18 protein-coding genes and 2 pseudogenes are annotated in these 23,162 nt (G+C 56.7%); 11 read left to right on the top strand and 9 right to left on the bottom strand.

Translation table 11 applies throughout. The features are described from left to right. Positions 1 to 21: 21 nt before the first annotated feature. The gene (locus ACIQUB_RS16765) at positions 22 to 792 is read right to left on the bottom strand and encodes a 2-keto-4-pentenoate hydratase (protein ID WP_402930761.1); all 771 of its coding nucleotides are present in this window, start codon (positions 790 to 792) and stop codon (positions 22 to 24) included. A 704-nt stretch (positions 793 to 1,496) separates the two neighbouring features. Between ACIQUB_RS16765 and ACIQUB_RS16760 the strand changes: the two genes are divergently transcribed. The 4 genes and pseudogenes from ACIQUB_RS16760 to ACIQUB_RS16745 all read left to right on the top strand — a co-directional run bounded on the left by ACIQUB_RS16760 (position 1,497) and on the right by ACIQUB_RS16745 (position 4,264). Next, complete coding sequence (locus ACIQUB_RS16760) at positions 1,497 to 2,528, top strand: porin (RefSeq protein ID WP_402930759.1); 1,032 nt, start codon at positions 1,497 to 1,499, stop codon at positions 2,526 to 2,528. Positions 2,529 to 2,937: 409 nt separating this feature from the next. After that, positions 2,938 to 3,142: pseudogene (locus ACIQUB_RS16755) on the top strand (two-component sensor histidine kinase); the annotation flags it as partial. Positions 3,143 to 3,225: 83 nt separating this feature from the next. Further along, positions 3,226 to 3,918, top strand: a complete 693-nt coding sequence (locus tag ACIQUB_RS16750; RefSeq protein WP_402930757.1) for a VIT family protein — start codon at positions 3,226 to 3,228, stop codon at positions 3,916 to 3,918. 151 nt (positions 3,919 to 4,069) lie between these two features. After that, positions 4,070 to 4,264, top strand: coding sequence for a cryptochrome/photolyase family protein (locus tag ACIQUB_RS16745; protein ID WP_402930755.1), 195 nt, complete (start codon positions 4,070 to 4,072; stop codon positions 4,262 to 4,264). Between the two features lie 110 nt (positions 4,265 to 4,374). Here the strand turns inward: ACIQUB_RS16745 and ACIQUB_RS16740 are convergent, their stop codons facing one another. The 5 genes from ACIQUB_RS16740 to ACIQUB_RS16720 all read right to left on the bottom strand — a co-directional run bounded on the left by ACIQUB_RS16740 (position 4,375) and on the right by ACIQUB_RS16720 (position 8,203). Continuing rightward, the gene (locus ACIQUB_RS16740; RefSeq protein WP_402930753.1) at positions 4,375 to 5,691 is read right to left on the bottom strand and encodes a sensor histidine kinase; all 1,317 of its coding nucleotides are present in this window, start codon (positions 5,689 to 5,691) and stop codon (positions 4,375 to 4,377) included. Then, positions 5,688 to 6,365 (bottom strand): response regulator transcription factor, encoded by a 678-nt coding sequence (locus ACIQUB_RS16735; protein WP_402930752.1) that lies wholly within the window; start codon positions 6,363 to 6,365, stop codon positions 5,688 to 5,690. The genes ACIQUB_RS16740 and ACIQUB_RS16735 overlap by 4 nt, the downstream gene beginning before the upstream one ends. Beyond that, positions 6,362 to 6,928, bottom strand: coding sequence for a cytochrome b/b6 domain-containing protein (locus ACIQUB_RS16730; RefSeq protein ID WP_402930751.1), 567 nt, complete (start codon positions 6,926 to 6,928; stop codon positions 6,362 to 6,364). Before ACIQUB_RS16730 ends, ACIQUB_RS16735 begins: the two co-directional genes overlap by 4 nt. A gap of 3 nt (positions 6,929 to 6,931) precedes the next feature. After that, on the bottom strand, positions 6,932 to 7,198 hold the full coding sequence (locus tag ACIQUB_RS16725) for a PepSY domain-containing protein (protein WP_402930750.1): 267 nt from the start codon (positions 7,196 to 7,198) through the stop codon (positions 6,932 to 6,934). A 324-nt stretch (positions 7,199 to 7,522) separates the two neighbouring features. Beyond that, a complete protein-coding gene (locus ACIQUB_RS16720; RefSeq protein WP_402931191.1) occupies positions 7,523 to 8,203 on the bottom strand; it encodes a permease in 681 nt (226 codons plus the stop codon). A 369-nt stretch (positions 8,204 to 8,572) separates the two neighbouring features. Here ACIQUB_RS16720 and ACIQUB_RS16715 point away from each other — a divergent pair, with 369 nt between their 5' ends. Continuing rightward, on the top strand, positions 8,573 to 10,138 hold the full coding sequence (locus ACIQUB_RS16715) for a catalase (protein ID WP_402930748.1): 1,566 nt from the start codon (positions 8,573 to 8,575) through the stop codon (positions 10,136 to 10,138). A gap of 560 nt (positions 10,139 to 10,698) precedes the next feature. Here ACIQUB_RS16715 and ACIQUB_RS16710 read toward each other — a convergent pair. From ACIQUB_RS16710 to ACIQUB_RS16700, 3 genes and pseudogenes are all read right to left on the bottom strand, one after another. After that, positions 10,699 to 11,107, bottom strand: a pseudogene (locus tag ACIQUB_RS16710) (IS21 family transposase); the annotation flags it as partial. 577 nt (positions 11,108 to 11,684) lie between these two features. Then, positions 11,685 to 12,503 (bottom strand): alpha/beta fold hydrolase, encoded by an 819-nt coding sequence (locus ACIQUB_RS16705; RefSeq protein WP_402930746.1) that lies wholly within the window; start codon positions 12,501 to 12,503, stop codon positions 11,685 to 11,687. Between the two features lie 95 nt (positions 12,504 to 12,598). Continuing rightward, entirely contained in the window at positions 12,599 to 14,047 is a 1,449-nt protein-coding gene (locus ACIQUB_RS16700; RefSeq protein WP_402930744.1) for an HWE histidine kinase domain-containing protein, read from the bottom strand. Positions 14,048 to 14,202: 155 nt separating this feature from the next. Here ACIQUB_RS16700 and ACIQUB_RS16695 point away from each other — a divergent pair, with 155 nt between their 5' ends. The 6 genes from ACIQUB_RS16695 (at position 14,203) to ACIQUB_RS16670 (ending at position 23,159) form a co-directional block, all read left to right on the top strand. Then, complete coding sequence (locus ACIQUB_RS16695; RefSeq protein WP_402930742.1) at positions 14,203 to 14,358, top strand: DUF2256 domain-containing protein; 156 nt, start codon at positions 14,203 to 14,205, stop codon at positions 14,356 to 14,358. Between the two features lie 64 nt (positions 14,359 to 14,422). Then, a complete protein-coding gene (locus ACIQUB_RS16690; RefSeq protein ID WP_402930740.1) occupies positions 14,423 to 15,499 on the top strand; it encodes a catalase family protein in 1,077 nt (358 codons plus the stop codon). 73 nt (positions 15,500 to 15,572) lie between these two features. Further along, the gene (locus ACIQUB_RS16685; RefSeq protein ID WP_402930738.1) at positions 15,573 to 17,849 is read left to right on the top strand and encodes an FdhF/YdeP family oxidoreductase; all 2,277 of its coding nucleotides are present in this window, start codon (positions 15,573 to 15,575) and stop codon (positions 17,847 to 17,849) included. Positions 17,850 to 17,888: 39 nt separating this feature from the next. Beyond that, positions 17,889 to 18,098 (top strand): hypothetical protein, encoded by a 210-nt coding sequence (locus tag ACIQUB_RS16680; protein WP_402930736.1) that lies wholly within the window; start codon positions 17,889 to 17,891, stop codon positions 18,096 to 18,098. A 679-nt stretch (positions 18,099 to 18,777) separates the two neighbouring features. Continuing rightward, on the top strand, positions 18,778 to 20,013 hold the full coding sequence (locus ACIQUB_RS16675) for an efflux RND transporter periplasmic adaptor subunit (protein ID WP_402930734.1): 1,236 nt from the start codon (positions 18,778 to 18,780) through the stop codon (positions 20,011 to 20,013). A gap of 8 nt (positions 20,014 to 20,021) precedes the next feature. Beyond that, positions 20,022 to 23,159: an efflux RND transporter permease subunit gene (locus ACIQUB_RS16670; RefSeq protein WP_402930732.1), complete on the top strand. Its 3,138-nt coding sequence runs from the start codon at positions 20,022 to 20,024 to the stop codon at positions 23,157 to 23,159. Positions 23,160 to 23,162 lie beyond the last annotated feature (3 nt).

Below are 23,162 nucleotides of genomic sequence, written 5' to 3'. Positions count from 1 at the left end.
CATCACGTTGTTCTGGTTCCCTTAGTTGAAGATACATTCGATCTGGCCGAGCGGGCCAAAATCAGCGGCCAAGTGCTGTCGCGGCCACACTTGAAGGATCGTGGTGCAGGAGCCGGTCGCAACCATGTCGTTCGGTTCGAGGCAGCGTCCTCTCGCCTGTAGTTCACCCGCAAGCCAGGCAACCGCATGCAGCGGATTGCCCATGACGGACGACGCCTTGCCCATCAGAACAGTCTCTTTAAAAAGAAAGGTCGTGACCTCGATTTCGGACAGACTGGAGGGCGCGAATTCTTTCATATGATCTCCGCAAAGGGTCGCAACATGAAGACCATAGTCCGCGATGGCTACATTATCGCCTGCGAACGGCCGGCACGTTCTCCGGCCTAGAACCCCGATCGCAGGGCGGCAGGTCAGTACGGTGTCGCCCACGTTTGATAGATCGATGTCTTCTCCGGCGTCAGGATACTGACGCAGCATGGTGAACACAAATTCGCACTGGACGCCAATAACCCCTTCGGGGAGATGGAACTCTCTCGTGTTCGACAGAAGCGATGAGCCGGGAATCTCGGAGAAGATGGGCTTTTCCAAGCCGAGCGTTCTACGCGAGCCATCGCTCGATCCAACAATCGCGTAGCCCTTGCGTTCAAACCCGAGAGCGTCCTGCGCGGCCGCCTGGATGTCGTACGCTTCGGCTTCGGATGAAATCAAGTCGAGAGGCAGATCGCACAGCTCGCCGTGACGGCGGCTTTTTGCAAGGATATCGGCGGTCGCGTCCTTGAGTTCGAAATACATCTTCGTCTCCACATGTCGTTCACCAATGACATGTGGACCTGATCGCGTAGCATTTCTATTGGAGACAATGCCTCGCAAAGTAAAAATCTCATAGAAATGCGCCCAGTGCTTGCACCTTTTCGACAAGCCAATGGTATCCGTTCGACAGCCGTGTTTTAATCTCAACCAGCACTTCGCGTCACGCCGCGATCGTCCAGACGCCGGCACCTTCGATGATACGCGAGCCCATTGCGTCAGACGATCAACGCTCGACGCAACGCGCCCGCGTACATCTTCATTGCATCATTCATTGTGAGGGTCGTCGTTGTGTTCTACCGAAGACGGCTCTCTTCATGCGCTGACTGCGGCCTGAGGCAGACTTAGTTTCTATAATTGACGCTTATTAGTTCGCGCGATTTCATATTTGTGAATTCAGTGCAAATGCAGAAAGTCAGCTTGGGGAAGCGGTGACGTTCGGCAAGTAATGATGCTCACGTGAGCACGACCCCGCCTCGATTACCGATGTTGCATTAGACAAACTCAAAGGATTAGGGGAGATCCGCTTATGTCTCACGTCATAATCAGCAGCTGACCATATCTTTTCACTGAAGACCTACGCGGCGCGCCTGAGCGCACGCCTTTGATAAAAACCCAACGGCACGGGAATAGCGGATTCGACGTCTGCCATGACCCTCTGCGCCCATTCGAAAGAAGATTGAACCACTATGAAAATCAAAACAGCTCTGATTTGTTGGACCGCAGCACTGGCCGCTCTTTCGAGTGCACAGGCCGCTGAGGCGATCGTCGTTGCTGAACCCGAAACTGTTGAGTACGTCCGCATCTGCGATGCTCACGGGAGCGGGTATTTCTACATTCCTGGGACTGAGACCTGCCTGAAAATTAATGGCTATATTCGTTTCCAGGCCAATGCCGGACCAAACGCGGTGACTGCGAACGCTTCGACTTCAGGCACCTCGGATTGGGACGTCTTCACTCGCGGTCAGCTCCAGGTCACTGCAAAAAGCGACACGGAGTACGGGGCGCTAACTGGCGTGCTGGTATTCCAGACCAATGCAGACAACGCTTTTGGACAGGCCACGAAGCTCGACTCTGCATACATCGACATCGCAGGTCTGCGCGCAGGCCTGTTCTATAGTTGGTGGGACGATGACCTCTCCGGCGATACCGACGACATCAAGAGCAAGGTCACTCTCCACAATTCAATGCGCTATCAGTATGAGACCAACGACTTCTATACCGGGGTAAGCGTCGACGAACTCGAAGATGGGTATTACAGTGCCGGCGAGGCTCCCAATAACGTCGGCATTGCGTTCGCTGTTGGCGGCAAGGTCGGTGCACTGAACTACCAGATCACGGGTGGCTACGACACTGACAACGAAGACGGCGCAATTCGCGTTATGGGTAACGTAGCCATGGGGCCGGGAACACTTGGCTTGGCCGGAATTTATTCCAGCGCTCCGAATTCATACTACCAGACGGCCGAATGGATCGCTGCGGTCCAATACGCCATTACCGCGACTGAAAAGATAAAGATCACCCCAGGGTTCCAGTACTACGGTCACTACGGCATCATCGGTGGTGACTTCAACGACGACAACGACGGGTGGAAGGTCGGCGTCACGATCGACTATGAACTCGTCGAAAATCTATATGTTAAGGCAACAGTGAACCGCCTGGAACAAGATCAGGGCAGCGACGTGACGACGGGATTCTTCCGGCTTCAGCGCGCGTTTTGATGGCATGGCCGAGACCGCGCTGAGGCATTCAGTGCGGTCTCCCTGCTCGGAGAGAACTTCTATCACGATTGCAAAGCCGCCTGAGCCCATCGGGAATTTCGGTTTGGCGCATGGTTAGCCTGCAAGCGATGCCCATATTGCGTGGTGGGTTCAACGGACCCTGCAGCGCACTCTGCATCCTCTCGGGCTTGGCGTATGAATGCGCAAGCTTCTCCTTGGCCGTTCGTTGAGTTGCGTCGCGATAGCACTAAGCTTGGCCTGGCTCTGCGCCGGCAATCGGCACCGCGTGGGAGATATTGGCGCAAGAATCGATTGTAGTTTTCATTCGGACCGCCTGCCAAGCTAACCTGGGATAGCACGCGTAGCTTTTGAAGTCAGAAGCCATCGCCGGCTGCCTATCGCCACTCCATCCCTTGCAGCGAGCGCACGCCGCTACGCCAACCCCCTCAACATCGAGGCAGCACCGCGCCAAGTGGCTAACGATCGGGTTTGACGTCGACGACCCCGGCATTCCCGAACAGAACCGTAAGGAGGTTTCCAAGCCGCTCTTTCGCCTCGATCAGGCTTGCAATCTCGATGCGTCGGCTGCGGGTCAGGGAGATGCCCTAGCGCAAGCAAGCAGCGGTGCGCCTGGACTTGTTGCCGCTAACGTTGTAAATTATTAGAATATTTCTAATCTATGTAATCGGCATGGGCAATGCACGGGCATATAGAACGGCATGCGATCGAAAGGATTGGCTGGCTGAGGGCGGCCGTCCTTGGCGCGAATGACGGGATCATCTCGACAGCCAGCCTCATGGTCGGCGTCGCATCAGCATCGACCTCAACCTCGGAGGTACTTGTTGCTGGGTTTGCCTCGCTCGCCGCAGGTGCCATGGCGATGGCAGCAGGAGAATTTGTCTCAGTAAGCTCGCAAGCTGATACCGAGGCTGCAGACCTCACCCGCGAACGACGGGAGCTCGAAACACAGTCGGAGCACGAGCTGATCGAACTTGCCAAAATTTATGAAGCCCGTGGCGTCTCGGAAGAATTGGCACTTGAAGTCGCCAAGCAGCTGATGGCCCATGACGCGCTGGCCGCTCACGCACGAGATGAACTCGGCATCAACGACACGTCTGCAGCACAGCCCGTTCAAGCTGCCCTGACATCTGCTCTCACATTCTCGGCCGGCGCTATCGTGCCTGTGCTGACGGCAATTTTGGCGCCGCCGGATGTGATGCAGGTTGCCATCCCGATCGTTTCCCTGCTGTTTCTCGCAGGGCTTGGTGCCGTAAGTGCCAAGGTGGGGGGCGCCGGCATCGTCAAACCGACAATCCGGGTAGCGTTTTGGGGAGCCTTGGCTATGGTGACCACAGGCCTTGTCGGCGCGCTGATCGGCAAGGCAATCTGACATCACGCACATCGCGTGGCGATGTACCAAGATATTCTCATAATAAGGAGTTTGTCGAGGCTGATTGTCAACCTGGAGACCAGCTGTCTCCGGGTATATCCTCGCTGGTCGGCGCAGCCAAAGCCGCGACACCGTTCTTATGTGTAAGGTGATGGCCCAGGCCATCTATGTTGGTCATCACAAGAAGAAGATCGCCTTCATCTTCTCGGCGATGCGCCATTTTACCGATGAATTACGAGGCGCCGGCTACAAAGTCCGACACACAAAGATCAACGACCTTGATAAGGCTGGCTCCTCCAGCGGCGAGGTTAAGCCCCTGCTGCGACCTGGCCGAGAATGGCGATGACAGCCGCCCTGAGATCAGGCGCTAAGCTACCAACATCTCGCTGACCTAAGATAGTCGCTACCGCGCTGAAATGCTGCGTCGGAGCACAGGCGCACAAAAGGCCCGAACCCTTAAGACTGGAAGGCCATTGCGAAAATAGACCCAGTTGCCGACGTCGACCGTTGCAGTTCACTGCGGTGGATCTCAGCGATGCGCGCAATTATCTTCAACCCGATCCCCAGACTGTCGGCCTTCGGCTTCGCCTCAGACCGGCCAACAGCGGCCGGCAGGCAATCTTGAACTTCAATAAGATTAGGTCCGACCCGGACGATGATATGGGACTGATCCGGCGTGTGGCGGACGGCGTTTTCGACCAGATTGCGGATGGCGTCGCGCAGCAGCGCGGGAATTCCCTGGACCACTGCCGTTTCGCCGGCGGTGATCAACTCAACGGAATGCTGGTTCTCGTAAACCCACGGTGCAACTTGCTCGACGGCAGATGCTGAAAGAGCAACTAGATCGACAATTTCAAACGCGCCGTGATCGAAGCTTTCAAGGCGGGCAAGCGTCGTCAACTGGGACACGAAACGCACGAGATCATCGAGGTCTGCTTCCACCATACGCGCGCGCGGATGATCGATATGGCCAAGCTCCAGCTTCATGGCAGCGAGTGGCGTGCGGATTTCATGCGCAATTCCTGATGTTAGCGTCTTCTGCGACCTCATAAGCTCCGCAACCCGATCGAAAGCCCGGTTCACGGCAACAGCAAGATGAGCGACCTCGCGCGGCATCTCGTCGAATTTCAGATGCGAGCGAGCGTCCATAGGGTCGATCTGGTCGGCTGCGTCGGCGGCAGCCCGCACCGGCTTGAGTGCCTGACGGACCGAAAGCAACGTCGCGCCAAGCACGAGTACCAGCAAGATGCTCATCGGTACGATGAGGTGTTCGATAATTTCGTTCCACAAGACTTTGGTCACAACGTCCTGCGGGTCGCCCAAAGTTGCCACATCAATCAGAAACCGTTCGTCGCCGATGACGAATGCCCGCCCACCAACCAATGTAAGCGGCTTGCCAGACTTCAGCGACCGGAGCCAGAAATCCGGCCTGTCGATGTCTTTGGGAAGAAACCGGTCCTCGCAGGCCGCATCGCAGGACTCAAATACGAGAGTGCCGTCGGCCGCACGAATCCTTGCGAGGTATCCGTCGCCGTCCTGACGATAGCGATCCCTCATCGTGTCTGGAAGTTCGTAGCGAACATCTCCATTAAAAACAGAAATGCCCTCAGAGAGCCGCTGGGTCTCCTGCTCTACGTAGAGCCGAGATAGCTCACCGACATTCCAATAATAATCGGAGGTGACGACCGCAAGCTGCACGAGCATGGCGAGAACAGCAAAGAACGCGATGCGCTTGGTCAAGATGGCACCGAGCGTCGGACGGTTGCGGCTCAATCGAGCAACTCGCGAATCATGTATCCGACGCCCCTGATGGTTTCAATCGCCGTTCCCGACGGATGACCATCCAATTTCTTGCGGAGCCGCGAGACGGCGAGCTCGACGGCATTGGTGCTTCTTTCATCTCCGAACTCAGAAAAGGCATGCTCGATCTTGGCTTTCGCAACGACCTTGCCGCCATTGCGCATTAAAAGCTCGAGTAGTTCCTTTTCCGAGGGAGCGAGGCCAATTTCGGTGTCCGCACACATAACGCGACGAGATGCGACATCCATCTGGAGAGAGCCGTACTCAAGGACAGGCATCAAGGTTGCCGGCGCCCGACGCATGAGGGCGCGAATTCGGGCGATCAGTTCTCCATTGTGAAACGGCTTAGTTAGATAATCGTCGGCGCCCGCATCGAGCCCGACGATACGCTCGTCGACCGCGCCCCGCGCTGTCAGAACAAGCACCGGTGTTTGCATCTTTGCATCACGCATAGATTTCAGGACATCTATGCCATCCTCATCCGGCAGACCAAGATCAAGGAGGACCAGGTCATAATCCTGGTCTTCTAGAGCCGACCGGCCAAGTTCAGCCGTTGCAAAGGCATCGATCTTCCAGCCAATATCCCTTACGGTTTCGCTGATAAGCTCGCGGAGTCGGGTACTATCCTCGATCAGCAGGATCCTCATGCCTTCTTTCGACCTGTTACCATGGACCAGACCAGATTTTCCCGGTGTCTGTAGCTCTCGACGATGGCGGCGCCTGCGTGAATGAACACCAGTACCATAATACTGTTGGCGATGGTTCCATGCAATTGCTCGAGCCACTTTTCGCCCCAAAAGGCGTCGAGGGTCGTCATCCAACCGGTCAGCGCCGTGGCGGAGAGTAGCCCGATCAGCACCAGCATCATGATGGAAGCAAGCGGGTTATGGCCGATATAGCGGCTCTCGTTGCGCGTCACTATTCCGAAGAGCTGCCTTCTGACCTTGGTAGGCGTAGGCAGGAAATCGCTAAATCGCGCATGCTTCGTGCCGACAAATCCCCATATCAGCCGAACGACGATTGCCCCGGCAACCACATATCCCGTCACGCGATGCCAGTATTTACCCTCTTCCAGAATGAAGAGGTTGAGCGTGCAGGCGGCGACGATCGTCCAATGGAAAATGCGAACGAGCGGGTCCCAGACCTTGATCGTTCGCGGCGCTATGTTGGAGGGCGATCCGCCCGCCTCACTGGAGCCAATCTTTGTCATGGATCAGTCACCCTTCTGGACAATGTCGCCGGAAACCGGATTGAAATAGACCTCGGCGCGCTCACCGTTCTTGTCTTTGCCGTAGATCTCATAACAGTTGCCGGTAATCTCGAAGGTCTTGACCTTGTAGCCAAGCGTATCAATCTTCGCCTTCATGGCTGCCTCAGAGATCCACTTGGACTTTGGTTCCGTTGTGCAGCTGGGGCTAGCGAATGCCAGAGCCGGCGTTGCGGAAGCGATTGCGAGAGCGGCGATAAGTTTCAGCGTCATGGCTTTGATCCTCTAGGATGCCCGCTTTTGGGCGACGAGGTTATGAATAGGAGCGACAACCTGTCCGTTTGCTGTCAACCGGGTCATGAACTCGGGACCCTCGATGCAAAACAGCGCTCAGAAGAGCGGTGTCGGACATCGGCGATGCAACTAAGCTGATCGTTTGGCCGCGAACCCGTCGACGTAGCAGACGCCTAGCTTTTGACTCCGAGCGCGGGGCCGGCAGGGCTAAGACCTAGATTCGTCACGGCAGGATTTGGGGCTTGCAAAGTACTAGCCTTTTGACGCAACTCAAACGCCTCACCACAGTTGGCAACCTTTGGATCAAATCTTTGCGGAACCGAAGCTACTCGCATCGACATTGATCATGAGAGCTACCGCCAGTGCCGCGATGGTGGCGATCACGAACGTCCCGGTGAAAATAGCCCCCGCTCTGATGGGCCCGATGTGCAAATCCTGAACAAACCAGCGAATCTGTGCCTGTGCGTACCAAATCAAAGCCACAACGACAGTCACTGCGCCCGCCAACACGCCCTGCGCTCGCGGCATGCTGATCAAGTCAATTCCAAGTACGAGGATGAGGGCAAACGGTGCAGCCACGTAGCATTGGCTAAAAAACGGCGGCCGAAGTGTATCTCTGGTAATCCGGACCTTCTTCCATCGAAGCAGTGTGACCGCCATCGAAAGCGGGTAGACGCCAAAGATCACCCCTCTCGCGATCAGAAGGTTCGATCCGGAGCCGAGCTGCCTGGCAGCCTCGGTGGGATCAAAGACTGATGGGAGCAATCCGGACAGGCCCTGGGAGAGCAAAAGCGTAATCAGCAGGAACAGTGGAGGGCTCAGTGTGTCTTCGTATTGGTCTTCCAGCCTGTCGGCGAGCTCGGTATCGGCGTAGCGCATCATGTTGAGTGGCCTCGAGACCGAGCGCCACAGGGTGATCGGATAAAACAGCAACCAGGAGACCAGCTCATAGAGCAGCTCTTCGAGCGACTTCAGCAATTTCATGAAGTCCAATTTTTCGCCCCTTCGATTTCTACCGACAGCGCTTTTCTTATCAGCGCGGGGTCACAACGTCACGTCGCGGCCCTTTCGCGCCCGGCTCATCTCGAAAATGATGCCTAATTTATGGGGTCATGGAGCCATGCATGTCCCTCACCGAGATCTCCGCGAAGCTCTTCGTTCATAGTCTCCGCCGACGTCGACAAGAAACAACAAACGGGTTTGTTCGCGTGGTAAATTAGGATCCTCATCTCTCATAAAACCGTCAAGGCGGTGTGGATCAAGTATTTCATCTGACGGACCAAGTCGTATGGAACCGCACGACGGACATGGCGTTATAGAGTCCAGGCGCAACACGAACTTTCGAGGGCCATCATGACCGACAATAAGTCCGCCTCCCGCACGACGACCGATGCAGGCATCCCCGTGCAAAGTGACGAACATTCACTGACGATAGGACCAAATGGCCCTATTGTACTGAACGATCACTATTTGATCGAGCAAATGGCGAATTTCAATCGCGAGCGTATTCCTGAACGCCAACCCCATGCCAAAGGCAGCGGGGCGTTCGGCCATTTCGAAGTAACCAATGACGTTACCAAATTTACGAAAGCGAAATTCCTTCAGCCGGGTGTGAGGGTGGAGACGGCTGTTCGCTTTTCCACTGTCGCCGGAGAGCGCGGTAGCCCGGACACCTGGCGAGATCCCCGCGGTTTTTCGGTAAAATTTTACACGGAGGACGGTAATTTCGACATGGTAGGCAACAACACGCCTATTTTCTTCATTCGTGACCCGATGAAGTTCCAGCATTTCATCCGCAGCCAAAAGCGGCGGGCAGACAATGGACTGCGCGATCATGATATGCAGTGGGACTTCTGGACCCTCAGTCCTGAAAGTGCCCACCAGGTCACCTACCTGATGGGTGACCGTGGGGTACCGAAAAACTGGCGCGAGATGAATGGCTATGGAAGCCATACCTATATGCTCATCAACGAAGCGGGCGAAAAGTATTGGGTAAAATGGCACTTTCACACCGATCTGGGCGATGGCAACGCTCACCTAACCCAGGATCAGGCTGACAACACGGCAGGTCAGGACGGCGACTACCATCGACGCGATTTGTTCAATCACATTGCCAACGGCGAATTCCCGAGCTGGACGCTAAAGTTTCAAGTGATGCCGTTCGATGATGCCAAGACGTATAGAATTAATCCATTCGACCTTACCAAGACATGGCCGCACCGTGACTACCCCCTCATGGAGGTCGGCAAGCTTACGCTCGATACGAATCCCGTGGACTGGGACACCCAGATTGAACAATTGGCGTTCGAACCCAATAATATGGTGCCGGGCATCGGCCTTAGCCCCGACAAAATGCTTCTCGCTCGCGGCTTTTCATATGCTGACGCACATCGTGCCCGCCTCGGCGTGAACTATAAACAGATCCCCGTCAACCAGGCCAAAGCAGCCGAGGTGCATTCCTATTCGCGAGCAGGACAGGGCCGCACGGTTAATGCGCTTGATCCGGTTTATGCTCCCAATTCCTATGGAGGTCCCGCCGCCCAACCGCAGACAGGCGGCGAAGCGACATGGCTGGCCGACGGCGAGATGGTCCGCGCGGCCTACACCTTGCGAGAAGGCGATGACGATTGGAGCCAGGCTGGCGCGCTGGTGCGCGAAGTGATGGACGACGCACAACGCGATCGCTTTGTCCAAAATGTTTCGGGTCACCTCGCCGACGGCGTCAGCGAGCCAATCTTGGTCCGCGCATTCGAGTATTGGCGCAATGTCGACAAAGACATTGGGGACAGGATCGAAAAGGCAACCCGTGATATCGTCGGCGGCGCCTCGCAATGTCCGGGAATGGCAAGCGCTCAATCAATTTCCGGATATCAAGGCATCCCCGCGACGTCGTCAATTGGAAAAAGCGCAAAGAAGTAGACGCCGGCCCGCAAACTGCATAATCATCGTCCTAAGTTTAGCGTGATTTAACCTCCACTGTTACCGCCTCCCTGCTTAAAATGTGGGGAGGCGGTGTGTGCACGATACACTTCAAATTTGCCTCCGCACCACGTGCCGTCTGTTCACTTCCCTCATTGGGTACGGGCTTGAACGCGTTGGCTCAAATGAGTGAGGTCCTTCTCAGAAAAACCGGAGGATCGATACTTCGTCATCACGGGAACACGCTGGCGGTGTAGTCATCCTGCGATCGACGCAATCAAACACCAGGCACTCGTCAAAGATTTGATGTCAGCACGCCGCGGGGTCCAGCACGCGTCAGAAAATCCTCCTGAATGGCGAAACTAGAGTGGGTGGAGGCCGCGAAGCGTTCACTGCGTGAGCGTGGACCGGTCAGATGGACCGATGGCGCTCAGGACTTCAATCGCCATCCAGCAAACAACGCGCAGTCCGCGGCGTGGTTTGCACGGCAAGCCGCTGAGTCATGCGGCAAGCACTGACTTGCCAAGACCTGCTTTTTGGAGGGAGATTCGGAATAAGCCGCCAACTGCATGATCCCGCCGCATCGTCACAGGCACCCTCAACGCGCAGCCGCGACAAAGGTCGCAATTTATCGGTTATAGCGATAACCATCGGGGTGAAGACCGATGTATTCGTCCCATAGGATCTGCGGCGTCACATGCTTGCGCTTCAGCTCGCGGTGGACCTGCGCCCAATCCTGGTTCCGGCGCGCGGCGGTGTCCTATCTTCGTCCCGGCCCCCCCTGTAGAGCGCCGCCTCCAGGACTGCGTCGCTGACGTCGTCACCAAGGGGCCACGACAAGCCAGCAACCGCTGCACACCGTAGCGTCTCGCGCACCGTCGACGGCGCAGTCCCAACCCGCACCGCAATCGACTTGTGCACAAGTCCTTGCTCAAACCGATATCTCAGTCTCTCGCGGACACGCCGCATCTCCACTCTCTCCGCAGGCATTGCGTTCCTTCCTCCTCGACCTCGAGGGAAGAAACCTCACACCTGCAGACCACCCTCGAAAGATGCCTCAAAAGGGGGCGGCATCATCTCGGAACGAGGGGGCGACTATTTCTCGGAATCAGGGGGCGACATCATCTCGGAATCAGGGGGCGGATTGCCTCGGAATTTGCAGCGATGACGACTAGCGAACGTCACCGCTGCCTAACCAACGGCCGCTTTAAAAGCGCTGGCACGAGTTTCGTCAATTTAAAAGGACGCGCCCTCCCGATCACAGTCCATGGTTTCGATTCCAAGGTGGTTGAGGAGCTTCTCGACAGCGCAGCTGTAAAAGAATAGCGCGTTAAAGACGCAGAGATCGCGGCTCTACAGGCAAAGCTGAAGCGCACAAGCAGAAGCCAAGAACCGCTAGGGATGCATCCTTTCGGCGCGCCAGCTCCAAAGCTTCGGGGCTGGCAGCAATTTCATCACGAATGCCTTACCTTGACCCACAAAGGCCCGGAGCCAAGACTTTCCGGAATAAAGTTGGGCGCAACACGGTACGCCCGTCGCTTTCATCTCAGCGTAGAAACTGGATCAGGTCTTCGTTAAGGCGTTCTGGTACCGTTGCAAACAAGCCATGCGGTTCGCCTTCATACTCGATAAGCCTTGCGCCTGAAATCGCGTTTGCAGCCGCTCTGCCTGTGGGGTCAATCGGTACGGTCTTGTCGCCTGTGCCGTGGATGACGAGAGTGGGGATCGTAAAGGCTGCGAAATCTGGACGGAAGTCTGTCTTGCCAAATGCGTCGACGCAATCGATTGTCGCCTTCGGGCTTGCCATGACGCCAAGAATAAAGGACCAGTCTAGCACGCCTTGGCTGACGGGGCTGCTCACGAAGCCGACCCCATAGAATGTCTTGGCAAAGCTATGCAGGAAGTCGAAGCGGTCCTTGCGAATGTCCTTCTTCATGCCCTCGAAGACGCTGGCGTCGACACCGTCGGGGTTGCTTTCGTCTTTAAGCAAGTAACCGGCGACCGATGCAACCAGAACGGCTTTCGATACTTTCGATGCTCCATGACGTGAGAGATACCGAGCGATTTCGCCCCCGCCCATTGAGAAGCCGACAAGACTGACACTTCCCAGTTCGAGGCCATCGATTACGGCAGCTAGATCGTCAGCAAATGTATCGTAGTCATATCCGGTCGACGGATGTCCTGACTGCCCAAATCCCCGACGGTCGTAAGTTATGACCCTGAAGCCTGCTTCCAGGAGAGCCAATGTCTGGTACTCAAACATATCCCCTGTCAATGGCCAGCCGTGGATAAGGATGACCGGGCGGCCTTCGCCCAGGTCCTTCACGTGCAGCTTCGTGCCATCTTTTGCTTCGACGAATGCCATATGGTGACTCCCTTGATGATGTCACCGATAATGCTGGCAGGATAGATAGAGTTCCAGGCAACTGCACAATGTTCTTTTCACTTTCGTTTGGTTCTTTATCTCATCGGAACTGTCGCGGTGAAGGAAACACCAGACGGAAGGTAAGAGATTTTCGCTACGCCCCCGGCTTCGCTTGCCAAAAGACGTTGAATGAGTTGGGTTCCGAAGCTGGTCTTGACGGGTGGAGTGACCCGCGGCCCGCCGCTCTCTCGCCATTTAAGGTTAAGTTCACGCCCATTCGATGAAGAGTCGATGAGCCATTCAATTTCAATGTGGCCTGTGTCAGTGCAAAGCGCACCATATTTGGTGGCATTCGTCGCAAGCTCATGCAAAACGAGCGCGTAAGCCGGAACAACATGAGAAGGCAGATCGAAGTCCTCGCCCGTAATCGTGAAGCGTGCTGCATCGTCGACACCGAATGGAGCAAGAGTTCGTGTCACAAGGTTCCGAAGAGACGCACTCCCGAAGTCTTCGGTGACAAGAAGATCGTTAGCGACAGCCATCGCGCGGATCCGCGCCGACAATGTCGAGCCAGCCTCATCGAGTGTTTCGGCCCGCCGAATTGTCTGCGACACGACAGCCTGCAAGGATGTCAGCGTGTTCTTGACACGGTGACTCAATTCTCGCGCAAGAAGCGCGCGATGCCCCTGTACAATCCGTCTGGATGTGATGTCCTGTGTCGTACCGGTAATGGACAAGGGGATGCCGCACGGCGAGTAATTTGCGCGTCCACGAATTTGGACCCACCTGAGCTCACCGGCCGGGGTCACAAGTCGGTATTCCGCATCAAGCGGCGTCCCGTCAGCGATCGCTTGATCGATTGCCTCTACTTGCAGCAGACGATCCTCAGGATGAATTGACGATCTCAGGTCTGCGAGCGTCAGCGGTTCTTCTGGCGCTCGACCGCAGATCGACTTACATTCCGTTGAGGCTGTCAATTCACTGGTGGCAAGGTCTATGGTCCATATGCCAAGCCTACCAGCTTCCAGCGCCAGCCGCAGGCGTTGCTCGCTGGTTTCCAGCTCTTCAGCGCGCTTCAAGACCTCGGCTTCAAGGTCGGCTTTGCGTTGCTCGATGGCTGCAAGCTGCTCCACCTCAAGGGTCACATCCTGCTGAGACGCTACAAAAAAGGCGAGTCCTCGCTCATCGAACACCGGCGTGACGAGCAGCCTGTTCCAAAATTTGGTGCCGTCCTTCCGATAGTTCAAAAGATCGACTTCGGTTTCTGCCCTCGCGTTAATCGCTGCTTTTAGGATTACAAGCGATGACTCGTCGGTTGCCAGCCCTTGCAAAAAGCGGCAATTCTTGCCCAAGATCTCGCTTTCTGCATATCCGGTCATCTTCACAAAAGCAGCATTGGCGTAAATGATAGGATTATCAGGCAGATTTGGGTTGGTGATCACCATCGGTGTTCGCGTGGCGCCAACCATACAAACGAAGGGGTCGGCGCTGCGCATCGTGTTCATCGACTCGTAATCAGGCAGTTCATCGTCCTTCAGAGCCATACAACGCTTTCGCAACCACAGTTTCTGGATTGTTTTAGTGCTGAAGGATACCGGAGTCTAGCTAACGCCAAGTTTCAACAAATAGCCGGCGCGGACGTCAAAGCCCCCACCGATCGGGCATCGAGCGTTTTCCCCGTTGCCAAGAGAGCCTCAAAGTGCCGAAACGTCGGGAAAAACTCCACTTGCCTTCGAAGATTTGTCCTGTTTGCAAACGACCCTTCTTATGGCGGAAGAAGTGGGAAAAGAGCTGGCAGAACGTGAAATACTGTTCTGAACGGTGTCGCAACGCAAGAAATGCTCGCAATCGTTAACCCCTGGCCAAATGCGGAACCTTGGATGCGCTCATAACGTTTCCAGTCTTTCGTGGAGCATCTTATGTCGATATCACAGCCAATCCTCTATTTGCCTGAGCTCGAGAGCATCGAAGACGACGAGATCGAGACAGTTGCCGGTCTCAAAGAACAGTTCGACGTCATCATGCAGAAGACGGCAGAAGACTATGGCCATGCCGTGCGCTCAGTGCATGCCAAGGCACATGGCATCATCGAAGGGGAGATGACCGTCGCAGGCGGCCTGCCGCCTGAGCTCGCCCAAGGTATGTTTTCAGCACCCGGAACCTATAAGGTCTTCATGCGCCTCTCGACCAATGCCGGCGACATTCTTCCTGACGCAATTTCTCTGCCTCGAGGCGTTGCCATGAAGGTGCTGGAAGTCGAAGGACCGCGCCTTCCTGACGCCGAAGGCTCGACGCAAGATTTCATCATGGTGAACGGCCCTATCTTCCAGGCGCCAAACGCCAAGAAATTCCTATCTAGTCTGAAGCTTCTCGCCAAAACGACAGACCGAATGGAGGGGACCAAAACCGTTATGTCGAGCGTGCTCCAGACGATGAACAAGGGTCTTGAGGCAGTCGGCGTTGCAAGCCCTACCATCCAATCGCTCGGCGGCGCGCCAAATTCTGATCCACTGGGCGAGACTTATTTCAGCGTCACACCTTTCCGCTACGGTGATTATGTTGCCAAATTCAGGTTGAAGCCGGTTTCGCCTGACCTGACAAAGCGGACGGACACCATCATTGACGCGAGCGTCCGAGACAATGCCATTCGAGAAACGGTTCAGGCAGAAATGCACGAGACGACTGGGGTATGGGAATTCCAGGTCCAGCTCTGTCGCAATATCAACGAACAGCCTATCGAGGATCCGACGGTTGAGTGGAAAGAGAAAGATTCTCCTTTCTTTACTGTGGCGACGGTCACTGCGATGCCACAGGATAGCTGGAGCGATGCGAACGTCCAGAAGGTCGACGAAGAGATGCGTTTCAGCGTCTGGACCGGCTTGGCGGCCCACCAGCCCCTCGGCAACATAAATCGGGCGCGGAAAGATCCGTACCGCCATTCGGCCGAATTCCGAGCCCGGTTCAACGGTTGCCCGTTTCACGAACCATCCCACTGATGCCTCCTGAGTTTTTCTCCCAGAGCGTTTTGATGAACGCAGCGCATTTGTCCTTTTTAATGGGAAAGCTTCTATGACCGAACTCCTGCACAATCCTGAATCCGAAGGCCCTTCTGGCGGATGGGGATCAGTCAAATCAATTGCACGTATTGTTGGTGATGAGCGGCCGTCCCCGATGGTTCTTGAAGAACTGGCTCGACAGAACAAGCCGGGTGGCGTGATGTGCGTTTCCTGCGCGTGGCCCAAACCGGTAAACTACCACCCATTTGAGTTTTGCGAGAACGGGGCGAAAGCGACTATCTCGGACCTGACGAGCGCGCGATGCACGCCTGACTTCTTTACCGATCACACGGTAACGTTGCTTCGTGACTGGAAAGACTACGACCTCGAACAGACCGGCCGGCTGACGCACCCACTGCGTTACGATCGTGAAGCCGATCGCTATGTCGAAGTCGCTTGGGAAGACGCCTTCGAAGATATTGGCAGAACTTTGCAGTCCCTCCCGCGCGAAAGCGTTGTGTTCTATTCGTCTGGACATGCTGGCTTGGAGGCATCCTACCTCTACGCGTTGCTCGCTCGGACCTACGGCAACAATAACCTGCCGCAAAGCTCGAACATGTGTCACGAGACGACGTCGGTTGGGCTGCAGAAGGTGATCGGTTCCCCGGTCGGAACCATCGTATGGGATGACCTTGAAAAGGCTGACGCTTTTTTCTTCTTCGGTCAGAATCCTGGGTCTAACAGCCCGCGCTTCCTGCATCCGCTGCAGGAGGCGAAAAAGCGCGGCGCAAAAATCGTCACCTTCAATCCCGTCATGGAGCAGGGCCTGGTCTCCTTCGTCAACCCGCAGAGCCCTGTCGATATGCTGACGGGGCGCGAGACCCAGATCAGCGATGAATATCTCCAGGTTCGCGCTGGCGGTGACATCGCTGCCATGCTCGGTCTCTGTAAGGTCATCGTCGAAGCGGACGATGCGGCCTTGGCGAGCGGAGCATCGCGCGTTCTCGACGTTCCTTTCATCGATGAGCACACGGTAGGTTTCGACAGTTTCCTCGATCTCATTCGATCGACAGACTGGACCACAATCGAGGCGGAAAGCGGCCTGACTGAGAATGCGATTAGACGTGCCGGCGAGATCTACGCTCACGCGGAGCGCGTGATCGGCGTCTACGGGATGGGGCTGACGCAGCATTCCCAGGGCGCTTTGAACGTTGCGATGGTCGTCAACCTCCTTCTTTTGCGTGGCAATATTGGCCGCGAGGGTGCTGGATGCTGTCCGGTGCGTGGCCACTCGAATGTTCAAGGCCAACGAACTGTCGGTATTGCCGAAAAGGCAAAGCTCATTCCCATGGACAAGCTGAAATCCCTCTTCGATTTTGACCCACCAACCGAAGATGGTGTGACGATCGTCGATGCCGTGAAGGGCATGATGGAAGGAAAAATCAAAGCGACCATATCGCTTGGCGGTAACCTAGTCCGCGCCGTTCCTGATCAGAAGGCAATGGAAAGCGCTTGGGCCGAGCAGGAACTGACCGTTGTCGTCTCGACGAAGCTCAATCGCAGCCACCTTTTTCCCGGCAAGAAGTCATACATTCTTCCGTGCCTTTCGCGTCTGGAGCGCGACGAGCAAAGGACAGGCGCGCAGTCCGTCACCACGGAAGACAGCTTTTCTCACATCTCGGGATCTGTCGGCAAACGTACGCCAGCCTCCAAGCACCTTCGAAGTGAGCTTGCGATCGTGACGGGCATTGCGAAAGCAACAGTTTCCCCGAGCCCGAAGCTGAAATGGGATGAGTGGACAGGCGATTACGGCCTTGTCCGCGACCTCATCGAGATGACCTACCCCGATCAATTCAAGCGGTATAACGATCGAATGTTTCATCCGGGAGGATTCTATCGCGGCAACGCGGCACACGAGCGCGTCTGGAAGACCGAAGAAAAGAAAGCGGTGTTTACCACGCCTAATCAGTTGAACGCTTTGGCGTTTAGCGATGCCGTGGGGCGCTACCGCCTCATCACTATGCGCTCAAACGACCAGTTCAATACGACGATCTATGGATACTCTGACCGCTTTCGCGGAATAGAGGGAACCCGAGACGTGGTGCTGATGTGCGCCGACGATATTCGGTCGGCGGGGCTATCAGAGGGTCAAGTCGTAACCCTTGTGAGCGATTTCGAAGATGGGATCACGCGCGAGCTTCGTGGTCTCAAGGTGACTGAGCATCATCTTCCGCGCGGGACGATTGGAGCCTATTATCCCGAGGCCAATGTCCTCGTCGCGATCGACCATCATGATGAGTTGTCGAAGACGCCCGCGTCGAAAGCGGTGCCTGTCCGGATACATACGTGACGGTTTTAGCAGGCACTTAATTGAAGTGGGAGACTATTGATGGACGCTTACGTTTTCTCAACAGACCACGCAGGGTCGCACAGGCCCTATCTAATTGTTCCCGACCAAAATTCCCCTCGTCCTGGGCATCCAGCTGGCAAATCATGGGTCCCCTGGAAAGCAGTGAAACTCGAAGAGCAGATTTTCGGCCACGATCGCGACCGCGTCGCCAAGGCAGTTGAGGCAGAAGGATATTTCATCAGCGAATAAAAAGTCGCTGTCACTAGCACAAAGCCCATCCTCGCCTTGCGTTAGCAAACTCCGGCGGACGAGATTTACAGCTTTCCCGACGCGGGTTTCCGCAACCAGATGACGTAGCAAACCCCGAATCTCAAATCCTCCGTCGAGACGTTGCGTGTGCTCTTAGGTGAGGTGTCATCCCGTAACAACCGCTATATCCTGTTGATCTCGTTTGTGGAGCGCGGGCCACGGCGCCTCCGCGGCAGTTAGGAGGCGAGCTCCGGTGTCGCTTGTCCGACGCTCTGAGCCGTGAAACGGTGGGCGCAGACCTTTGCCGCCAAAAGCACACCGGCGGCTTTTCGGCAATGCTAACTGAAAGCAGATCGACGAAATCCGGCCGAGTTCTCTGCTGGCGAGCGGGAAAGGCTAATTATGTGGTAGGTGGCATTTAATAAGTTGAGATTGTAAACGGGATGAAGCTTCCCACTGGTGCCGTTGGCAAGGAAACGATCACTGCCATTGCCACGGCCCTTGAAGGGTCGGGGCGCAAGATTTGGCAGCGCTGAAAGCCGGCTTCCGGCCAGCTTTGGAGGTGTCGGTGCGAGACGAGGAACCGATTGGGCCGCCCGCCGTTCTAGCTGCGGCCGCAATCTAAATCATCAAGCCTGCATCGCGTCTCTGTGATTTGCCAGGCATACAGGAGCCTTGAATGCATATCGTCCGGACCGGATGGCTCGCAAACCTCGGATGTCTCGCAGCGCTCTCCTTTGCGCTTTTATCCTGCAACCAGCAGGCACCGCAGCAGCAAAAAGCGGTTACCGATGCAAAGCCGGAAGTAAGCGCTGTTACCCTGCACCCGCAGTCGGTGACGATAACGGCTGAAGTTCCCGGCCGCACGGTTGCATCGCTGATCGCCGAGGTCCGGCCACAGGTCGGCGGCATCATCCGCGCCCGCAATTTCAAGGAGGGCAGCGAGGTCAAGGCCGGCGACGTGCTCTACGAGATCGAGCCCGGCCCCTATCAGGCCGCCTATGACAACGCCGTGGCCACACAGCAGAAAGCTGAAGGTGCAGTTCCCAGTGCGCAGGCCAAGGTCGATCGCTATCAAGGCCTAACGTCGCAGGATGCCGTTAGCAAGCAGGATCTTGATGATGCCCGTTCGACGCTGGCGCAGGCGCTCGCCGATGTTGCCTCTGCGCGGGCAGCGCTGGAGACGGCGCGTATCAATCTCGACTATACGAAGATTCGTGCGCCGATCGGCGGCCGTATCGACGCCTCGGCGGTGACCGTGGGTGCGCTGGTAACGGCGGAGCAGACGACAGCCCTTGCGACCATCAACCAGCTCGATCCGATCAATGTCGATGTCACCCAGTCGAGCACCAATCTGCTTGCCTTCCGCAAGGCGGTGGCTGAGGGGCGGATCAAGACTTCTGGCGACAGTGTCTCTGTCAACGTCAAGCTTGAGGACGGCTCGAAATACGACAAGCCGGGCAAGTTCGAATTCGTCGAGGCGTCCGTCTCGCAGACGCTGGGGACTGTTACCGCCCGCGCGACATTCCCCAATCCAGACCGGCTGCTGCTCCCCGGCATGTATGTACGCGCCACCATCGAAGAGGGCGTCGCGCCTAACAGCTTCCTCGTGCCGCAGCGCGCCGTTACCCGCGATACCAAGGGCGATCCGACAGCAATGTTCGTCGCGTCCGATGGCAAGGTGCAGCGGCGCACGCTCTCGGTTCAACGTAGCATCGGCAACAGCTGGTTGGTTGCCGGCGGCATCAATGATGGCGACCGGGTGATCGTCGAGGGTATCCAGCGCGTCAAGGACGGGCAGGAGGTCAAAGTCGATGAGGTGATGATCGACGATGCCACTGGCGAGATCAAGCAGGCGGACGCTGCCGAGGCGGCGCCCGTCAAGGAAGCGGCCAACACGCCCGTCAAGAAGTGAGGTAGCCTGTGTCCCGGTTCTTCATCGCCAGGCCGGTCTTCGCCTGGGTCATCGCCATCGTCATCATGCTCGCCGGCGTCCTGTCGATCACAACGCTGTCGATCTCGCAATATCCGCAGATCGCGCCAACGACTGTGCGCATCTCTGGCACCTATCCGGGTGCCGATGCCGAAACGGTCGAAAACTCGGTCACGAAGGTCATCGAGCAAGGCATGACCGGGATCGACAATCTCGACTACATGACCTCGACGTCGCAATCGACCGGTCAGGCGTCGATCTCGCTCACCTTCACCAGCGCCGCCAACGCCGATGTGGCTCAGATGCAGGTTCAGAACAAGCTGCAGCTGGTGCAGGCGCAGCTGCCGCTCAGTGTCCAGAATACCGGTCTGACGGTTACTAAGTCGACCTCGAACTTCCTGATGGTCATCGGCTTCGTCTCCACCGATGGCAAGCTGACCTCGACCGACCTTGCCGACTATGTGAACAGTTCGCTGAACGACACGCTGAAACGCGTGCCCGGCGTTGGCGATACACAGCTCTTCGGTTCCGGCTATGCGATGCGCGTTTGGCTCGATCCGGACAAACTTGCCAAATACTCATTGATGGTCAGCGATGTCACATCGGCGATAGAGGCGCAGAACACCCAGGTGGCCGCCGGTCAGCTCGGTGCGCTGCCGCAGCGCAAGGGTCAGCAGCTGAACGCGACGGTGACCGCCAAGAGCCGCCTGCAGACGCCGGAGCAGTTCCAGAACATCATCCTGAAGAGCGCAAGCAGCGGCTCACTGGTACGGCTGAACGATGTCGCGACCGTCGAGCTCGGCGCCGAGAGCTATTCCAGCTTTTCGACCTATAACGGCAATCCGGCCGCAGGTCTGGCGGTCAACCTCGCCTCTGGCGCCAACGCAATCGACACGGCAGAGTCCGTTCAATCGACCGTCGAAGGCCTGCGCAGCACGCTGCCACCGAATGTTGAGGTCGTCTATCCCTACGACACAACGCCATTCGTCAAGCTTTCGATCGAGGACGTGGTCAAGACGCTGATCGAAGCGATCGTTCTTGTCTTCATCGTCATGTTCGTCTTCCTACAGAGCTTCCGCGCGACGATCATTCCAACGCTCGCCGTTCCGGTCGTGCTGCTCGGCACGTTTGGCGTGCTCGCCTTCTTCGGTTACTCGATCAACACGCTGACGATGTTCGGCATGGTGCTGGCCATCGGCCTTCTCGTCGATGATGCCATCGTCGTCGTCGAAAACGTCGAGCGCGTGATGGAGGAAGAGGGGCTTTCGCCGCGCGAGGCGACCATCAAGTCGATGGACGAAATCACCGGCGCGCTGATCGGCATCGCCACCGTCCTGTCGGCGGTGTTCATTCCGATGGCCTTCTTCTCCGGTTCGGTTGGCGTCATCTACCGGCAGTTCTCGGTGACCATCGTCTCGGCCATGCTGCTGTCGGTCGTGGTCGCGCTAATACTGACGCCTGCGCTTTGCGCCACCATTCTGAAAAAGCCGAAACATGGCGCCAAGCGCCGTGGCGTCTTCGACTTTTTCAACCGCAATTTCGATCGCGGCACGCGTCGCTACCAGAAGAGCGTCAGCGGCATCATCCGCCGTTCCGGTATCTTCATTGCTATGTTTCTGCTGATTGCTGCGGCAACCGGATACATGTTCACCCGGCTCCCAAGTTCGTTCCTACCTGAGGAAGACCAGGGCATCCTGATCACCAGCGTGCAGTTGCCGGTCGGTGCCACGGCCGACCGTACGCAGAAGGTGCTGAAGCAGGTCACGGATCACTATCTCAACGACGAGAAGGATTACGTCAACGGCGTAATGGCCGTCGTCGGGTTCGGTTTTGGCGGCCAGGGACAGAATGTCGGTCTCGCCTTCGTCAAGCTTAAGGACTTCGATCAGCGCACGACGCCACAGGCGAAGGCCCAAGCCGTGGCTCAACGGGCGATGGGGGCATTCTCGAAGATCAAGGACGCCAATGTCTTTGCGCTGTCGCCGCCGGCTATTCCAGGCTTTGGCAACAATGCCGGCTTCGACTTTTATCTGAAAGACATGAATGGTGCGGGTCACCAGCAGCTTATCCAGGTCCGCAACCAGCTTCTGGCGACTGCCGGCAAGAGCAGCATGCTCGTCGGCACGCGTCCGAACGGTCAGGAAGACTCGCCGCAATATTCGGTCGACATCGATCAGGAAAAGGCGAGTGCGCTGAACCTCAATCTTTCTGATATCGACACGACGCTGTCGACGGCCTGGGGTGGCAACTACGTCAACGACTTCATCGATCGCGGCCGCGTGAAGAAGGTCTATGTTCAGGCAGACAAGGCATTCCGCATGCAGCCGGAGGATTTCGATCGCTGGTATGTGAAGAATTCAGATAGCGAGATGGTGCCGTTCTCGGCCTTCGCCGCTGGCCACTGGAAGTATGGCTCGCCGCGTCTCGAGCGCTATAACGGCTCATCTGCCGTTGAAATCCAGGGGGCTGCAGCCCCTGGCGTCTCATCGGGCGACGCGATGAACGAGATCGATGCGATTGTCGGCCAGCTGCCAGCAGGCTTCACTCATGAGTGGACGGGGCTTTCGGCACAGGAGCGGCTCTCGGGCGACCAGGCGGCACAGCTTTACGCGATCTCGATCCTCGTCGTCTTTCTGGCGCTCGCATCCCTTTACGAAAGTTGGGCAATTCCGTTCGCCGTCATGCTCTCGGTTCCGATCGGTGTCTTCGGGGCCTTGGCCGCGGCGCTGCTCTTCGGTCAAAGTAACGACGTCTACTTCAAGGTCGGCCTGCTGACGACCATCGGTCTTGCGGCGAAGAACGCCATCCTGATCGTCGAATTCGCCATCGATCAGCAGAAGTCTGGCAAGGACCTTGTTACGGCGACTGTGGAGGCGGCACGCCAGCGCTTGCGGCCGATCTTGATGACCTCGCTTGCCTTTATCCTCGGTGTCCTGCCGCTGGCAGTCGCAAGCGGGGCAGGGTCAGGCAGCCAGAACTCGATTGGCATCGGCGTCATGGGCGGTATGATATCGGCCACCGTAATCGGCGTGTTCTTCATCCCGCTGCTCTTCGTGACAGTCCGACGCGTGTTCAAGTTGCGTGCAGACGATGGGAAGTCTGGCGACGCCGATGTCGAGATGAGGTGATTG

The sequence above is a fragment of the Rhizobium sp. NPDC090275 genome (genome assembly GCF_044772225.1).
In the GTDB taxonomy this organism is placed as follows: Bacteria; Pseudomonadota; Alphaproteobacteria; order Rhizobiales; family Rhizobiaceae; genus Rhizobium.
This window is presented reverse-complemented; position numbering and strand designations above follow the sequence as displayed.

What these genes read in the sequence shown, in the direction of transcription:
- ACIQUB_RS16765 (WP_402930761.1), bottom strand. Translation starts at nt 792, where the DNA reads ATGTATTTCGAACTCAAGGACGCGACCGCCGATATCCTTGCAAAAAGC.
- ACIQUB_RS16760 (WP_402930759.1), top strand. Translation starts at nt 1,497, where the DNA reads ATGAAAATCAAAACAGCTCTGATTTGTTGGACCGCAGCACTGGCCGCT.
- ACIQUB_RS16750 (WP_402930757.1), top strand. Translation starts at nt 3,226, where the DNA reads ATGCACGGGCATATAGAACGGCATGCGATCGAAAGGATTGGCTGGCTG.
- ACIQUB_RS16745 (WP_402930755.1), top strand. Translation starts at nt 4,070, where the DNA reads ATGGCCCAGGCCATCTATGTTGGTCATCACAAGAAGAAGATCGCCTTC.
- ACIQUB_RS16735 (WP_402930752.1), bottom strand. Translation starts at nt 6,365, where the DNA reads ATGAGGATCCTGCTGATCGAGGATAGTACCCGACTCCGCGAGCTTATC.
- ACIQUB_RS16730 (WP_402930751.1), bottom strand. Translation starts at nt 6,928, where the DNA reads ATGACAAAGATTGGCTCCAGTGAGGCGGGCGGATCGCCCTCCAACATA.
- ACIQUB_RS16725 (WP_402930750.1), bottom strand. Translation starts at nt 7,198, where the DNA reads ATGACGCTGAAACTTATCGCCGCTCTCGCAATCGCTTCCGCAACGCCG.
- ACIQUB_RS16720 (WP_402931191.1), bottom strand. Translation starts at nt 8,203, where the DNA reads ATGAAATTGCTGAAGTCGCTCGAAGAGCTGCTCTATGAGCTGGTCTCC.
- ACIQUB_RS16715 (WP_402930748.1), top strand. Translation starts at nt 8,573, where the DNA reads ATGACCGACAATAAGTCCGCCTCCCGCACGACGACCGATGCAGGCATC.
- ACIQUB_RS16705 (WP_402930746.1), bottom strand. Translation starts at nt 12,503, where the DNA reads ATGGCATTCGTCGAAGCAAAAGATGGCACGAAGCTGCACGTGAAGGAC.
- ACIQUB_RS16700 (WP_402930744.1), bottom strand. Translation starts at nt 14,047, where the DNA reads ATGGCTCTGAAGGACGATGAACTGCCTGATTACGAGTCGATGAACACG.
- ACIQUB_RS16690 (WP_402930740.1), top strand. Translation starts at nt 14,423, where the DNA reads ATGTCGATATCACAGCCAATCCTCTATTTGCCTGAGCTCGAGAGCATC.
- ACIQUB_RS16685 (WP_402930738.1), top strand. Translation starts at nt 15,573, where the DNA reads ATGACCGAACTCCTGCACAATCCTGAATCCGAAGGCCCTTCTGGCGGA.
- ACIQUB_RS16680 (WP_402930736.1), top strand. Translation starts at nt 17,889, where the DNA reads ATGGACGCTTACGTTTTCTCAACAGACCACGCAGGGTCGCACAGGCCC.
- ACIQUB_RS16675 (WP_402930734.1), top strand. Translation starts at nt 18,778, where the DNA reads ATGCATATCGTCCGGACCGGATGGCTCGCAAACCTCGGATGTCTCGCA.